14 protein-coding genes are annotated in these 14,813 nt (G+C 70.1%); 8 read left to right on the top strand and 6 right to left on the bottom strand.

All coding sequences use genetic code 11. The annotated features are described in order from the left end of the window. Nucleotides 1–147 precede the first annotated feature (147 nt). From fabG to OG975_RS10820, 3 genes are all read left to right on the top strand, one after another. Nucleotides 148–852, top strand: a complete 705-nt coding sequence (fabG, locus tag OG975_RS10830; RefSeq protein WP_327427692.1) for a 3-oxoacyl-[acyl-carrier-protein] reductase — start codon at nt 148–150, stop codon at nt 850–852. Nucleotides 853–857: 5 nt separating this feature from the next. Further along, nucleotides 858–1,625, top strand: a complete 768-nt coding sequence (fabI, locus tag OG975_RS10825; protein WP_406328914.1) for an enoyl-ACP reductase FabI — start codon at nt 858–860, stop codon at nt 1,623–1,625. Between the two features lie 247 nt (nt 1,626–1,872). Then, a complete protein-coding gene (locus tag OG975_RS10820; RefSeq protein ID WP_406336234.1) occupies nt 1,873–2,166 on the top strand; it encodes a hypothetical protein in 294 nt (97 codons plus the stop codon). A 43-nt stretch (nt 2,167–2,209) separates the two neighbouring features. Here OG975_RS10820 and OG975_RS10815 read toward each other — a convergent pair whose 3' ends face one another. Then, nucleotides 2,210–2,914, bottom strand: coding sequence for a FadR/GntR family transcriptional regulator (locus OG975_RS10815; protein WP_406328913.1), 705 nt, complete (start codon nt 2,912–2,914; stop codon nt 2,210–2,212). Nucleotides 2,915–3,013: 99 nt separating this feature from the next. Here OG975_RS10815 and OG975_RS10810 point away from each other — a divergent pair, with 99 nt between their 5' ends. The 4 genes from OG975_RS10810 to OG975_RS10795 all read left to right on the top strand — a co-directional run bounded on the left by OG975_RS10810 (nt 3,014) and on the right by OG975_RS10795 (nt 5,541). Further along, nucleotides 3,014–4,348: a CynX/NimT family MFS transporter gene (locus tag OG975_RS10810; protein WP_406328912.1), complete on the top strand. Its 1,335-nt coding sequence runs from the start codon at nt 3,014–3,016 to the stop codon at nt 4,346–4,348. Nucleotides 4,349–4,399: 51 nt separating this feature from the next. Then, on the top strand, nt 4,400–4,516 hold the full coding sequence (locus OG975_RS10805) for an SGM_5486 family transporter-associated protein (protein WP_330303584.1): 117 nt from the start codon (nt 4,400–4,402) through the stop codon (nt 4,514–4,516). A gap of 193 nt (nt 4,517–4,709) precedes the next feature. Continuing rightward, complete coding sequence (locus OG975_RS10800) at nt 4,710–4,925, top strand: hypothetical protein (protein ID WP_327427687.1); 216 nt, start codon at nt 4,710–4,712, stop codon at nt 4,923–4,925. A 97-nt stretch (nt 4,926–5,022) separates the two neighbouring features. Further along, nucleotides 5,023–5,541 (top strand): SixA phosphatase family protein, encoded by a 519-nt coding sequence (locus OG975_RS10795; RefSeq protein ID WP_406328911.1) that lies wholly within the window; start codon nt 5,023–5,025, stop codon nt 5,539–5,541. Between the two features lie 64 nt (nt 5,542–5,605). Here OG975_RS10795 and serB read toward each other — a convergent pair whose 3' ends face one another. Together serB and OG975_RS10785 are read right to left on the bottom strand one after the other, a co-directional pair. After that, the gene (gene serB, locus OG975_RS10790) at nt 5,606–6,817 is read right to left on the bottom strand and encodes a phosphoserine phosphatase SerB (protein ID WP_406328910.1); all 1,212 of its coding nucleotides are present in this window, start codon (nt 6,815–6,817) and stop codon (nt 5,606–5,608) included. A gap of 466 nt (nt 6,818–7,283) precedes the next feature. After that, nucleotides 7,284–9,032 (bottom strand): streptophobe family protein, encoded by a 1,749-nt coding sequence (locus tag OG975_RS10785; RefSeq protein ID WP_406328909.1) that lies wholly within the window; start codon nt 9,030–9,032, stop codon nt 7,284–7,286. Between the two features lie 241 nt (nt 9,033–9,273). Here OG975_RS10785 and OG975_RS10780 point away from each other — a divergent pair, with 241 nt between their 5' ends. Beyond that, entirely contained in the window at nt 9,274–11,775 is a 2,502-nt protein-coding gene (locus tag OG975_RS10780) for an FHA domain-containing protein (RefSeq protein WP_406328908.1), read from the top strand. 90 nt (nt 11,776–11,865) lie between these two features. Here the strand turns inward: OG975_RS10780 and OG975_RS10775 are convergent, their stop codons facing one another. From OG975_RS10775 to OG975_RS10765, 3 genes are all read right to left on the bottom strand, one after another. Beyond that, entirely contained in the window at nt 11,866–12,615 is a 750-nt protein-coding gene (locus tag OG975_RS10775; protein ID WP_406328907.1) for a transglycosylase SLT domain-containing protein, read from the bottom strand. A 299-nt stretch (nt 12,616–12,914) separates the two neighbouring features. Further along, nucleotides 12,915–14,000 carry an S-adenosylmethionine:tRNA ribosyltransferase-isomerase gene (locus tag OG975_RS10770; RefSeq protein ID WP_406328906.1) on the bottom strand — a complete coding sequence of 362 codons (1,086 nt, stop codon included), beginning with the start codon at nt 13,998–14,000 and terminating at the stop codon, nt 12,915–12,917. Next, nucleotides 13,997–14,692: an SDR family NAD(P)-dependent oxidoreductase gene (locus tag OG975_RS10765; RefSeq protein ID WP_406328905.1), complete on the bottom strand. Its 696-nt coding sequence runs from the start codon at nt 14,690–14,692 to the stop codon at nt 13,997–13,999. The genes OG975_RS10770 and OG975_RS10765 overlap by 4 nt, the downstream gene beginning before the upstream one ends. Nucleotides 14,693–14,813 lie beyond the last annotated feature (121 nt).

The following is a 14,813-nucleotide window of genomic DNA, read 5'->3' as shown; positions in this document are numbered from 1 at the left end:
CGGCCAGCACTTTCTGTAGGAATCCGACAGCGAGTCCCCGGTCCCACTGTCGGTGCCCGATTCTCCGAGCGGCCGACCGGACCGATAGGTTTTCGATGAAGGCGCCTGTCTTGCAGGGGTTCCGTCCGCTATCGAAAGGGTGATCCGTTGAGCCGCTCGGTTCTCGTCACCGGAGGCAACCGGGGCATCGGCCTCGCCATCGCCCGCGCGTTCGCCGACGCCGGCGACAAGGTCGCCATCACATACCGCTCCGGTGAGCCGCCGGCCGGCTTCCTGGCCGTCAAGTGCGACATCACCGACACCGAGCAGGTGGAGCAGGCCTACAAGGAGATCGAGGCCGAGCACGGCCCCGTCGAGGTCCTCGTCGCCAACGCCGGCGTCACCAAGGACCAGCTCCTGATGCGTATGTCCGAGGAGGACTTCACCTCGGTCATCGACACCAACCTCACCGGCGCCTTCCGCGTCGTCAAGCGCGCCAACCGCGGCATGCTGCGCGCCAAGAAGGGCCGCGTCGTCCTCATCTCGTCGGTCGTCGGGCTGCTCGGCTCGGCGGGGCAGGCGAACTACGCCGCCTCCAAGGCCGGCCTGGTCGGCTTCGCGCGCTCGCTCGCCCGGGAGCTCGGCTCGCGCAACATCACCTTCAACGTCGTCGCGCCCGGCTTCGTCGACACGGACATGACCCAGGCGCTCACCGACGAGCAGCGTGCGAACATCGTGTCGCAGGTGCCGCTGGGCCGGTACGCGCAGCCGGAGGAGATCGCCGCGACGGTGCGGTTCCTCGCCTCGGACGACGCCTCGTACATCACTGGAGCCGTCATCCCCGTTGACGGCGGACTGGGAATGGGTCACTGATCACCATGAGCGGAATTCTCGAGGGCAAGCGCGTCCTGATCACCGGTGTGCTGATGGAGTCCTCCATCGCCTTCCACACCGCCAAGCTGGCCCAGGAGCAGGGCGCCGAGATCATCCTGACCGCGTTCCCGCGGCCCACGCTGACCGAGCGCATCGCCAAGAAGCTCCCCAAGCCCACCAAGGTCCTTGAGCTCGACGTGACCAATGAGGAGCACCTCGGGCGCCTGGCCGACCTCGTCGCCGAGGAGCTCGGCGGCCTCGACGGCGTCGTGCACTCCATCGGCTTCGCCCCGCAGGACGCCCTCGGCGGCAACTTCCTCAACACCCCGTTCGAGTCCGTCGCCACCGCCATGCACGTGTCGGCGTACTCCCTGAAGTCCCTCACCATGGCCTGCCTGCCGCTGATGCAGAACGGCGGCTCGGTCGTCGGCCTCACCTTCGACGCCCAGTACGCCTGGCCGCAGTACGACTGGATGGGCCCGGCCAAGGCCGCCCTGGAGGCCACCAGCCGCTACATGGCCCGCGACCTGGGCAAGCAGAACATCCGCTGCAACCTCATCTCCGCCGGCCCCATCGGCTCCATGGCCGCCAAGTCCATCCCGGGCTTCGGCGAGCTCGCCGCCGTGTGGGACTCCCGCGCACCCCTGGAGTGGGACCTCAAGGACCCGGAGCCGGCCGGCCGCGGTGTCGTCGCCCTGCTGAGCGACTGGTTCCCGAAGACCACGGGCGAGATCATCCACGTGGACGGCGGTCTGCACGCGATCGGCGCGTAAACGCTTACGCGAGCGTTTACGTACGCGGGCCCTCCGGTTCTCGTACGTCGATGACGCCCCGTTTCCCGCAGTGTGCGGGGAGCGGGGCGTCACCCATTGGGCCCACCGGCCGGGCGGAGGAGGTGGGTAACTGCGCACTCTGAATTACGCGTTCCGTACGCGTTCCCTCCCCAGCACGGCCGAGGAGGTCTCCCTTGTGCGCCTGTTCCCCCGCTTCGCCCCGGTGCTGGCCGCCGTCGCTCTCGTGATGGCCCTGCCGTACGACGCCACGCCGCACGCGCGCGTGGAGGCCGAAAACCCCGCTGTTCCGCAGCTTTTCGGAGCCGAGTGCCGCACCACCGTCACCGGCTCCCACGTGGTCGCGTACTGCCACAACCCGTACCCGGAGACCGACCGCGTCAGCCTGCACGTCGAGTGCGACCGCTGGTGGGACATCGACAGCGACGGCCCGCCGGTCGACGCGGAACCCGCCATGACGGTGCGGCTCACCGGACGATGCTGGAAGGAGATCCGCTCGGTCTGGGTCAGCCACCAGAAGTGACGTCCGGGCTCAGCCACCAGAAGTGACGCACTGGATCAGCTGATCAGCCAGAGGTGCCGTCCGGGTCCTTCGGGCCGAGCCGTCCCGGACGGCACAGGAACGGATAGCCCGCGGCCTCCGTGGCGGCCGCCTCCGCGTCGCCCGAGCGGATCGCATCGACGAGCCGGGCGTGGTCCATGTACGTCTCCGGCGTCAGCTTCTCGCCGACGTCCTCGCGCAGCCAGTCGCGCAGCACCTCGCCCAGATCCGCGTACATCGCCGTCATGACGTCGTTGTGGGACGCGGCCACCACCGCCAGATGAAAGGTCGCGTCGGCGGTCACGAAGGCCTCCGCGTCGCCCGACTCCCACGCCTCCTCACGGCGTACGAGGAGCGCGTCCAGCTGCTTGAGATCGCGCTCGGTGCGGCGCTCGGCGGCCAGCTCGGCGGCGCTCGACTCCAGCGTGGAGCGCAGCTCGGCGATGTGCCGCGGGTCGGCGTCCGCGAAGCGGCGGTGCATCACACCCGCCAGCTCACTGGTCGCCACGACATAGGTGCCGGAGCCCTGGCGGATGTCGAGCAGGCCGTTGTGGGCCAGCGCACGCACCGCCTCGCGGACCGTGTTGCGGGCGACGCCGAGTTGCCCGACCAGCTCCGGCTCGGTGGGGATGCGGGAGCCCACCGGCCACTCGCCCGAGGTGATCTGGTTCCGCAGCTCGGCGATGACCTGCTCGGACAGCGCCGAACGGCGGGGGTGGCTCAGCGGCATGGCGGTCCTTCATACGGGCCCGGGGTGGTCGGTCGCGCGGGGCCAGAGATTCCGGAGATTAACGCAACGGGATTGGACAGCCAATCATCCCATGATTCTATGATGGGCGTCATGACTGGCGAGAAGACCGGGACGATGACGTCCACGCCGATACGCACCTCCGCGGGCACGGAGTCCGAGAACGAGACACCCGCCACGCGCGCGTGGACGACGCGTCTTGTGATCGTCGGCATCGTCCTCACCGCCCTCAACCTGCGCCCCGCGATCACCAGCCTCGGCGCCCTCCTCGAAGAGGTGCGCGGCGGGCTCGGCATGAGCGGCAGCGTCGCCGGACTGCTCACCTCCGTACCGCCGCTCTGCTTCGCCGTCTTCGGCGTCATGGCACCGCGGCTCGCCCGCCGCTTCGGACCCGGCGCGGTCGTCTGCGCGGGCATGGTCGCCATCACGGCGGGCCTGGCGATCCGGCCGTACGCCGGGAACACGGCCGGTTTCCTTGCCGCCAGCGCGCTCGCCCTCATGGGCATCGCCGTCAGCAACGTCCTGATGCCGGTGATCGTCAAGCGCTGGTTCCCGGACCGGGTCGGTTCCATGACCGGCCTGTACTCGATGGCCCTCGCGCTCGGCACCTCGACCGCGGCCGCGGTGACCGTGCCCATGACCGACGGCCTGGGCGGCAGCTGGCAGTCCGGGCTCGCGGTGTGGGCGGGGCTCGCGGCGGCGGCCATAGTGCCGTGGATCGCGCTCGTACGCGCGCGGGGCGCCGAATCCGCGAGCGGCGCCACCGCCCGGCGTACCGACGCCGGGACCCGTACGCCCGCCCGGCACGAGCCCGACGAGTTCCGCATCACCCGCAGCCGTACCGCCTGGGCACTCGCCGTCTTCTTCGGACTCCAGGCCACCGCCGCGTACATCACGATGGGCTGGATGGCGCAGATCTTCCGCGACGCGGGCGTCTCGGCCGGCACCGCGGGACTGCTCCTCGCCGTCACGATGGTGATGGGTGTGCCGCTGGCCTTCGTCATCCCGCGCCTGGCCACCCGGCTGCCCCACCAGGGGCCGATCGTGGTCGCACTCGGCGCCTGCGGACTCGCCGGATACGCCGGCCTCTACTTCGCCCCCGCGGGCGGCGCCTGGGCCTGGGCCCTGCTGCTCGGTGTCTCCAACTGCGCCTTCCCGCTGGCCCTCACCATGGTCGGCATGCGGGCCAGGACCGGCGCGGGCGTCGCCAAGCTCTCGGCGTTCGCCCAGAGCGCCGGCTATCTGCTCTCGATCCCGGGCCCGCTGCTGGTGGGCGTCCTCTACCAGCACAGCGGCGGCTGGGGCCTGCCGCTCGCCCTCATGGCAGGGCTGATGGTCCCGCAGATCGCGGTGGGCATCCTGGCGGGCCGCAACCGCACGGTGGAGGACGAGGCGGCGCGCCGGCCTCACCCCTGACGCGCCCACCCCCCTCCTGAGGAGACGGACGAAGGGTGCGAGACTGGCCGTATGCCAGTGCTCGAACCGAACCCCCCGAACGGCCAGAAGAAGATGCTGCTCGTCTTCGGCACGTTCTTCGCCATCACCGTGATCATCGCCATCATCGCGACCATCGCTTCGCCGTGACCCTGGCTCCGCCGTGAACGTGGCTCCGCTCGTCACCGCCTGGTGGTGGGGCTAACCCCCCATCCCCTAGGGGGCGAGTGTCAGGGTCAAGTGGGTGGATCGCCGGATGGGTTGAGGGCCCCGGATTCCGTAACTTCGAGATGTGGCCGCGAGGACGCGGACCACGGAGCACTCGAAGCCCCACGGAGGCGGCATGTCGGCCCGTACGCACACCCGGCCCCACCCGGCGACCTCGGGCCGCGTCGACATCCGGCTGCCCTGGTGGGCCCTCGCCCTGCCCACGCTCGCCTTCGTCACCCTGCTGCTCCTGATACTCAATCCGGTGGACGCGCACGCCGCGGGCGGCGGAGCCGCGATCACCCAGGTCTTCGAGCACGTCCAGCACACGGTGCTGCACCAGGCGCCGTAAACCGGCTGGTACCCGAGGTGGAACCCCCGTCACCCCTCCCGGGGGAGCACGTCAACTCCCTGCGCCCGATGGCGTGTTTCATGCGAAGCTGGGACGCATGAGCGTCGCAGAACCCCGCAGGATTGTCCTCTTCCGGCATGCGAAAGCCGACTGGCCACAGGTGCCCGATCACGAGCGGCCGCTCGCCGACCGGGGCCGCAAGGACGCCGCCGTCGCCGCACGCAGGCTGGCCGACACCGGCATCCCCTTCGATCTGGCCCTCTGCTCCACCGCGGCCCGGACCCGCGAGACCTGGAAGCTCGCTGTCCACGAGCTCGCGCACCGGCCGAAAACGGTCTATGAGGAGCGGCTCTACGAGGCCTCGCCCGGCGAGCTGATCGCCGTGCTCAACGAAACCCCCGACGACGCGCAGAACGTGGTGCTGATCGGCCACAACCCGGGCGTGCACGGCCTCGCGGAGATCCTGGCGGGCCAGGCCGAGGGCGACACCCGCACTCGGATGAACAGCCGCGATTTCCCCGCCGCCGCCTTCGCGGTGCTCTCCTTCGAGGGCTCCTGGAAATCCCTGGAGCCCGGAGTGGCCACCCTGGTCGACTACTGGGCGCCGACCGAGTAACCCACCTCTACAGGGACGGGGCCCGGCACCGAGATGGTGCCGGGCCCCGTCCATGAACGCGAGCTCAGTGGTCGTCCAGGTGCATGTCCGCCGCCTCGACCTCTTCACGCGTGACGCCCAGCAGATAAAGCACGGTGTCCAGGAACGGGAAGTTCACCGCCGTATGCGCGGCCTCCCGCACCACCGGCTTGGCGTTGAACGCGACACCGAGACCCGCCGCGTTGAGCATGTCGAGGTCATTGGCACCGTCGCCGATCGCCACGGTCTGGGCGAGCGGCACCCCCGCCTCGGCGGCGAACCGGCGCAGCAGCCGCGCCTTGCCCGCGCGGTCCACGATCTCCCCAGTGACCCGGCCGGTCAGCTTCCCGTCGACGATCTCCAGCGTATTGGCCTGAGCGAAGTCGAGCCCGAGCCGTTCCTTGAGGTCATCGGTGACCTGAGTGAACCCACCCGAGACGACACCGACTTGGAAGCCGAGCCGCTTCAGCGTACGAATCAGCGTGCGCGCCCCCGGCGTAAGCCGCACTTCCTCCCGCACCTTGTTCACCACCGACGCGTCCAGCCCCTCGAGGAGCGCCACGCGCGCGTGCAGCGACTGCTCGAAGTCCAGCTCCCCGCGCATCGCGGCCGCCGTCACCTCGGCGACCTCGGCCTCGCACCCGGCGTGCGCGGCGAAGAGCTCGATCACCTCGTCCTGGATGAGCGTCGAGTCCACATCCATCACCACGAGACGCTGGGCCCGCCGATGCAGCCCCGCCGCCACCACCGCGATGTCGACACCGAGTGCCGCGGCCTCGGTCACGAGCGCGGTGCGCAGCGTCTCGGTCTCCGTACCGGACACGGCGAACTCGACGGCCGTCACCGGGTACTTGGCGAGCCGGAAGATACGGTCGATGTTGCCGCCGGACTTCGTGATCCGCGCGGCGATCGCGGCCGTCGACTCCGCGGTGAGCGGATGCCCGAGCACGGTGACGAGCGAACGCCCGACGCCGCGCGGCCGGTTGTCGCCGAGGCCGGAGATGATCTCGGCCTGCATCTTCATCGACTCCGCCCAGCTGTGGACAGTGGCCCGCAGATCACCCTCGAGCCCGGCGGGCGGCTCGGTCACGAGCGCGCACAGCACCATCCGGCCACGGGTGACGACCTGCTCGATGTCGACCACGTCGACGGAGTAGGCGGCGAGGGTGTCGAAGAGTCCGGCCGTGATGCCGGGCCGGTCCTTGCCGAAGATCTTGACGAGGAGGGTGGGGACGTCAGAGGTCTGCGTAGCGCTCATGGTGCTCCCACCGTATCCGGCACCCAGTGCCTTCCGCCCACGCGGTCCGCCTAGCGGACAGGGAACACTGGACGTCACCAAAGTGGCCCAAGCATGACCACAGGGCAACACCCTCCTCGCCCCCGCCGCCCCTACCCGTCCCATCCCTGGGGGCTGCGCCCCCAGACCCCCCTAAAAGATTGCGCCGTTCCCCGCGCCCCTTGCAGACGTCTGCGGGCCGGTGGGGGCTGGTCGCGCAGTTCCCCGCGCCCCTAAAAACACGACCCCGCACCCGGCGACGCACAGGGCCCCACCCACCCCCACCCGGTACAACGGCGCACCCGCAGCCGGCGACGCACCAAAGGGGCCGTGCCGGTACGTCCAGCCCGTCGCTTACGTGGTTATGGGCAAGTTCATGCTGTGGAAGCTGGCAGCAATGCCCACCGGCGACGGGCTGGACGTACCGGCGCGGCCCCGCCCCACCCACTCATCGGCCCCGAGGCCCCCGCGGCGGAGGCGGAGGCCCCTCGTCCGGTGGAGGTGGAGGTGGAGGTGGCGTCGGTGGCCCAATCGGCCCAGCCACCGTCGGCGCGCCGTACACATCGCGAGGCGGCCGCGATGCCCCCGGCGGTCGCCCACGCTGCGGCTCCCGCAGCTCATCGGGCAGCCGCAGATACGGATTGGTGTCGGGGTTGGGCGGCCGGTACGAGCCGTGAGGGCTGTAAGGCCCAGCCTCCCCGGCAGCCACCGGATACTCGGCGCCAGGAGCCACCCCACCCGAGTCACCCAGTGCCAGTGCCAGTGCCAGCGGCACCGCCCGCCGCCCCGCGGCCCCACTCGCGTACGCCAGCAGCGCGCCCCCGCCCCCCGCCCCGGCCCCCCACAGCGCGCCCAGCAGCAACGCCACCCCCAGATGCCCATGCAGCTTGATCCCCGCCCCGAACGCGTCGAACCCGAGCACCGACAGCGAGGCGTCCGCGGACACCTCCGTCAACCACGCCAGCAGAGGCAGTGCCAGCGCCGTCACGACCCCGAGCCGAAGAGCGCAGCGCCCTGCGAAGCCGAGGGCACCCCCACCCCGTACATCTGGGGCACCCGGCGCTCCCACCAGACCCGCACCCGCCCCCCGTACAAATGGCGTACGCGCGGCGGCCAGCACGCCCGCGAACAGCATCATGACCGCGGTCGCGACCCCCAACAGCCACACACGCCCGTCGAGTTCGGCGAGCCGCCCCAGCGTGACGGGCTGGTCGGAATTGACGCTCAGTAACTTGTCCATGGGGTCGGGCAGCAGCTTGGCGAGCTCACCCGTGGCCTTGCCGTCCCAGGGCACGAACAGACCGATCGGGACACCGAGCCACACCCCGTTCGGCGCCCCCAGCAGCGCCGCGCCCGCGATCCGTTTGGGATGGGCGTCTCCGATCGCCGCGTACGCCGCCGCCGCGAGCCCGGCCAGGACCGCCACCAGCAACACCGTGACGAGCGCGGAGGCGGCCGGCCGTACCACCCGGTGCACGGCTTCCCACCCGCGCGGCAGCGGCGTACGCCGGGAGGCCAGCAGGGCGATCACCAGGATCCCGGCGGCCCAGGCCGCGCCGCCGAGCAGCGTGGGCACGGTGTCGACGGTGAACCCCACGGCGGCCTTCGCGTTCACGAGGTCGCCGATCTTGTCGGGCAGCAGCCCCCCGAGGTCTCCCAGCCCACCGGGAAGCTTGTCCGTGATGTCACCGAGCCCGCCGCCGCCCGCGACCTTGTCGAGCCCGAGCTTGCTCCCGTCGATCGTGATGATGTCGTGACCGGCCCAGGCGAGCCCGCCGAGCGTGGCCACGAAGAGAACCACCACCGCGCTTGCGCGCGCGAGGAGTTCGGACACCGCGATCTCAACTCCGGCCCCGCGCAAGGACCGTAAGAAGAACCACGACATCAGCAACGCGCCGACCAGCCCCACTCCCAGTGGCGTGATCTGGATCGCGGTGCTCACCTCCGCTCCTTTCAGGCCGAAGGCCGAAACATCGCCGGACGGCTTCACCGCACCATTGGCCCCAAGTGCCACCACCGCCGCGGTCATTGGCCCCAGCGAGCCCGCCGTGTCCGCCCCGAGCAGATGCAGGCCGAGCGCGGCCGTGCCCGCCATCCCGATCAACGCCCAGCTCACCGAGGCGATCGCGGACAGCAGCACATCACCCCAGGGCACACTCCTGACACTCCCGCCGTGGTCCGCGGTCTCGATGCTCATCGTCAGACCCCCCGATCCGCGCCGCGGCGATCCACCGCGGATGTCCCCCTCGCGTGGGATTACCACTCTCCGGGCCGGTTTCAACCCCGTCAACGGAAACGGGCAACCCGCCCGTACCCATCCTTCACAAGGCCCGACTTTCGGTCAGGGGGCTCCTACTGAAATAGTTCCCGACGATGTTCGACATCCCTAGACTCCCTGTGATGGGGGTAACTCGGGGGACTACTCAGTGGGGCATGGAGTGCCGGAACTCGTACTGGAATTGAATGGACGGACCTGGACGCTCGATGCGTCCAGGCCATACACCCTCGGACGTGATCCGCAGGGCGACATCGTGCTCGACGACGCCAGGGTGTCCTGGCGTCACGCCACGATCAGCTGGGGCGGCCGCAGTTGGGTCATCGAGGACCACGGCAGCACCAACGGCACGTTCGTGCAGGGGCAGCGGATCCATCAGATGGAGATCGGCCCCGGCTCGGCTGTGCATCTGGGCAACGCGACCGACGGACCGCGCCTGAACCTGTCCGGCGCCGCGGCCGCGGTCGCGCAGCCCCAGCAGCAGCCGTTCGCGGCCCAGGGCGCGAGCCCCGGCTGGGCTCAGCAGCCGACGCCGCAGCAGCAGGCACCGGAGCAGGGGTGGCAGCAGCCGCAACAGGCCGCGCAGATCCCGCAGCAGCAGGGACCCGGTGGTGGCGCGGGGGCGCCGCCGGTCTACGGCGACCGCAGCCCCACCACGTTCCACCAGTTCTCGCTCGGCCGCGTGATGCGTATCGGTCGTGCGCTGGAGAACGAGCTGGTGGTCTCCGACCTCCAGGTCTCGCGCCACCACGCCGAGTTCCACGCGACGCCCGACGGCCGCTTCGAGATCCGCGACCTCGGCTCGCACAACGGCACGTACGTCAACGGTATGCCGATCGCCAAGGGCGGCTCCGCGCTGCTCGGCCCGAACGACATCGTCGGCGTCGGCCACTCGACGTTCCGCCTCGTCGGCGACCGCCTCGAGGAGTTCGTCGACACCGGTGAGGTCTCCTTCTCGGCCCGCCATCTGACGGTCACGGTCGACGGCGGCAAGCAGATCCTCAAGGACGTCTCCTTCGGCGTACCCGAGAAGTCGCTCGTCGCGGTCATCGGCCCGTCCGGCTCCGGCAAGTCGACGCTCCTGAAGGCGCTCACGGGCTACCGCCCCGCCAACCAGGGTGACGTCCTCTACGACAACCGGAACCTGTACAAGCAGTTCGCCGAGCTGCGTCAGCGCATCGGTCTGGTCCCGCAGGACGACATCCTGCACAAGGAACTGACCGTCAAGAAGGCCCTCAAGTACGCGGCCAAGCTGCGCTTCCCCGCGGACACCACGGGTGAGGAGCGCGAGGCCCGCATAGATGAGGTGCTGCGCGAGCTGAAGCTGGACATCCACAAGGAGAAGAAGGTCACCTCCCTCTCCGGTGGCCAGCGCAAGCGCGTCTCCGTGGCCCTGGAGCTGCTCACCAAGCCGTCGCTGATCTTCCTGGACGAGCCGACCTCCGGCCTCGACCCGGGCATGGACCGCGACGTCATGCAGCTGCTGCGCGGCCTCGCCGACGACGGCCGTACGGTCCTCGTCGTCACGCACTCCGTCGCCGAGCTGGCGATCTGCGACAAGCTCCTCGTGATGGCGCCCGGCGGCTCCGTCGCCTACTTCGGTCCGCCGGAGGAGGCGCTGAACTTCTTCGGCTACGAGACCTGGGCCGACGTCTTCTCCGCCTTCGAGAACTACCGCGACTACGACTGGGCGGGCCGCTGGAAGGGCTCGCAGCACTACCAGATGTACGCCGCGGACATCGACGCGGTGGCCCCGCAGTCGGCGAACGTGCCGTCGCAGCAGGCGATGAAGCCGCGCAAGCCGCAGGGCTGGGGTTCGCAGCTGCTCACTCTGATCAGCCGCTATACGTCAGTGATCGTGTCCGACCGGGGCTTCCTCGGCCTGATGGTGATCCTGCCCGCCGTCCTCGGTGTCGTGAGCGTGCTGATCCCCGCCGACTTCGGCCTCGCGCTCGGCCCGCAGAACGGCAAGCCGCCGTTCTCGAACCGGGACGGCAGCACGATCCTGCTGATCCTCGCGGTGGGTGCCTGTTTCGCCGGCGCGGCCAACTCGGTGCGTGAGCTGATCAAGGAACGGGTGATCTACGAACGGGAGCGGGCGACCGGACTGTCCCGCTCGGCCTACCTGATGTCCAAGGTCATCGTGCTCGGCGTGATCACGATCCTTCAGGGCGGCATCATCGGCGCCATCGGCCTGTTCTCGCTCGGCGCCGAGAAGCTGCCGGACGAGGGCCTGCTGCTGAAGAGCGCGCCCGCCCTCGAACTCACCCTGCCGGTCATGGCGCTGGGCTTCACCTCGATGATGTTCGGCCTGGTCATCTCGTCCCTGGTGAAGACGGCCGAGAAGACGATGCCGCTGCTGGTGATGTTCGCGATCGTCCAGGTCGTGTTCACCGGCTGCCTCTTCCAGCTCTACGACAAGGTCGGCGTCGAGCAGCTGGCCTGGCTGATGCCCTCGCGCTGGGCGGTCGCCGCGGCGGGTACGACGGCACAGCTGAACGTCCTGCTGCCCTGGCAGCCCGGCAAGCCGGGGGACCCGCTGTGGGACCACGAGCTGAGCCAGTGGTTCGTCGACATGGGTGTGCTGATCGGCATCGGCGTGATCTGCGGCTTCGCGGTCGCGCGCCTGCTGCGCCGCCACGAGCCCGAGGTCATGCGCAAGTAGTCGCTCGCGCACGCCGGACATGACTGAAGGGCGGCACCCCAGGTGGGGTGCCGCCCTTCGGCGTCTGTGTGGGAGCTCCGCGCTCAGCCCTCAGTACGCGCTGTTGACGTTGTCGATCGAGCCGTACTTGTCGGCCGCGTAGTTGGCGGCGGCCGTGATGTTGGCGACCGGGTCGTAGATGTTCATCGAGGTACCGGAGACGTGGTACGCGTTGAACGTCGGCTGGATGACCTGGAGCAGACCGATCGACGGGGTGCCGTTCTGGGCGTTGATGTCCCAGCCGTTGATGGCGTTCGGGTTGCCCGTGGACTCCCGCATGATGTTGCGGTACAGACCGTTGTACGTACCCGGGATGCCCTTCTTCGCCATGATGTCGAGGGACTGGTGGATCCAGCCGTCGAGGTTGTTGGCGTACGTCTTCACGGCGACGGTCTGGACCGTGACGCGCTGCGCGGAGCGGCTCGCGGCCTGCGCCTTCGCGCGCTCCGCGGCGGCCTTCTTCTTCGCGGCGGCCTCGGCGGCGGCCTTCTTCTTCGCGACTTCGTCAGCCGCCTTCTTCTTGGCGGCCGCTTCGGCGGCCTTCTTCGCCGCGATGGCCTGGTCCTTCAGGGCGGCGCCGGCCAGCTGGTCGGTGACGCTGGCCTTGACGTCCTTGATCGGCTGCTCGCTGTAGGCGACCTGCGCCGAGGAGGCGGCGTCGGTCGTCGTGGTCTGGGAGTTGCCCGGAACCACGGAGAACGCGAGGGCGGCGGCACCGAGGGCTGCGACACCGGCGATCGAAAGCTTGTGGGTCTTGGTCAGCTTGGGACTATGACCAGGAGTGTTGATGTTCTTGGACATGACTGATGGACCTCTTCGAATAGCGCGGAGGTCGCTCTCGGTCCGGCAGGGGACTGACTGTTTCCGGAACAAACGCCGCGGGGCGAAACCCGCGGCGTTGAGCGACGGAGGCCATTCTTAGCGGCCGCAAAATCGTGTGGCAAAGGTGTGACCTACGAAGCCGGGTAGTGGACCCGGAAAGGGCAAATCGGGGCAGACTGTCACGTCTGCCCCGCTCACCCGGGCTCTCTTTATCTCCTATGCACCTTCGTACGTGATCTGCGCCCTATGTGCGGGCTCACATCGGTCGTGTATCAGTCTCACCTACAGTTGCTGGAGCAATGCTCAGAGTGAGGGTTCTCGTCCGGAAGGATGAGGTGCACGTCCCCGAACTCATGCCAGAGGTAGAGCTCACGCAGCGCCTCGTCGTAGCTGCGGTCTATCGCCGCCCCGCCCGCGATCGCCTCCAGCATCAGCAGATGCGAGGCCTCCGGCTCGTGCAGCCCGGTCAGCAGCCCGTCGATGACCCGTACACCGCGCTCAGGGGTCACCACGAGGTCGGTCCAGCCCTTCGCCGCCCGGACCACCCCGTCGGGGCCCGTAGCGGACTCGACGGCGCGCACAGCCGTCGTACCGACCGCGATGATCCGGCCGCCTCCGGCCTTCGCCGCGTTGATCAGCCGCGCGGACGCCTCCGACACCTCGTACCGCTCCGGATAGGGCGGCTCATGGGCCTCCGCCGACGCGACCCCGGTGTGCAGGGTGATCGGCGCGAACTGCACACCCCGGCTCACCAGTTCCGCCACCAGGCGGGCGGTGAAGGGGCGCGCCGCGCTCGGCATCTCCGCGCTGCCCGCGCCGTCGGCGGACGGCAGCGCGAACACCGTCTGATACACGGACAGCGGCTGGTCCCTCTTTGTATAGGAGTAGCGAATGGGCCGCCCGTGCCGCCGCAGCAGCCCCAGGACGTCCGCGTCCGACACCCGCCCCCACCACAGCCGCGGGCTCCGCGAGGTCAGCGGCTCCTCCAGGACGAGTCGTACGTCCCCGGGCAGGCGCACCTCCGTCCCCGCGGGCCCGCCCGCACGCGCACGCGTGGTGCCCGTGCCGTCGGGATCCCGCAGCTCGACCGCCCACCGCCCGTCATCGCCCAGCGTGGAGAAATGCACCACCACGCGCGCGTGCCCGACGCGTCCGTCCAGGGCGGCCGCCAGGGTGGCGGAGGTGTTGACGACGAGCAGGTCACCCGCCTTCAGCTGCCGGGGCAGCTCCACGAACTCGTGATGCGACACCTCCGTACCGCGCGAGACGAGCAGCCGTACGGAATCCCGGTCCAGCCCGGGCCCCCGCTGCTCGGCCGGCACCCGCGCCGACAACTCCTCCGGAACCCTCACCGCGGTCGTCATCGCTCCTCCAGAAGTGCCGGCGCCCCATAGCGACCGCTGGCCGGCCGCTCGTCGAGCAGGCGAAGAAAGGCCGGAACCACACTGTCCGGCGTCGGCCGCGGATCGGCGTCGTCCGGTACGGCCGCCGCGTACAGGTCCGTGCCCATGTCCCCGGGGTCGACGGCCCAGACCCGCAGGCCGGGCTCCTCCTCGCCGAGGACCGCGGAGAGGTGGTCCAGCGCCGCCTTCGACGCGCCGTAGCCGCCCCACGTCTCGTACGCCTCGGCCGCAGCGTCCGAACTGATGTCGATGACCGCGCCCGCCTCCGCGGCCCGCAGCAGCGGCAGCGCCTCCTGGATCAGGCCCAGCGCGGCGACCACATTGACCTCCAGGGCCTGCCGGAGCCCGTCCAGGGTCAGGTCCTCCAGGCGCACCAGCGGTTCGGCGCCCAGCGCGCTCGCGTTGTTCACCAGCAGGTCGACGCCGCCGAGCTTCCGGGCGGCGGCCACCAGCTCGGCGCGATGCCCGGCGTCCGTGACGTCCCCGGGCAGCGCCTCCACGCGCGTCCCGTACCCGGACAGTGCCACCGCCGTCTCCTCCAGCACCCCGGCCGTTCTGGCGTCGAGCACCAGATCCCAGCCGCGCTCCGCCAGAGCCGCACCGAGCGCCCGCCCCAGCCCCTTCGAAGCCCCCGTGATGATCGCTACCGGCATGACAACCGTCCCCTCGTCCCTTGACCGCCGTACCTGGCGGGTGTCTTCAAGGTAGGAACCCGGCCGCCCCGGCGCCTCGTGCGCGGGCCGCAATGATCCGGGGTCCTTCGTCCTAGGCCGA

Source organism: Streptomyces sp. NBC_00203, assembly GCF_045206325.1.
Lineage (GTDB): Bacteria > Actinomycetota > Actinomycetes > Streptomycetales > Streptomycetaceae > Streptomyces > Streptomyces lutosisoli.
Note: the sequence above shows the minus strand (reverse complement) of the source record. Positions and strands in the feature narration are given on the sequence as shown.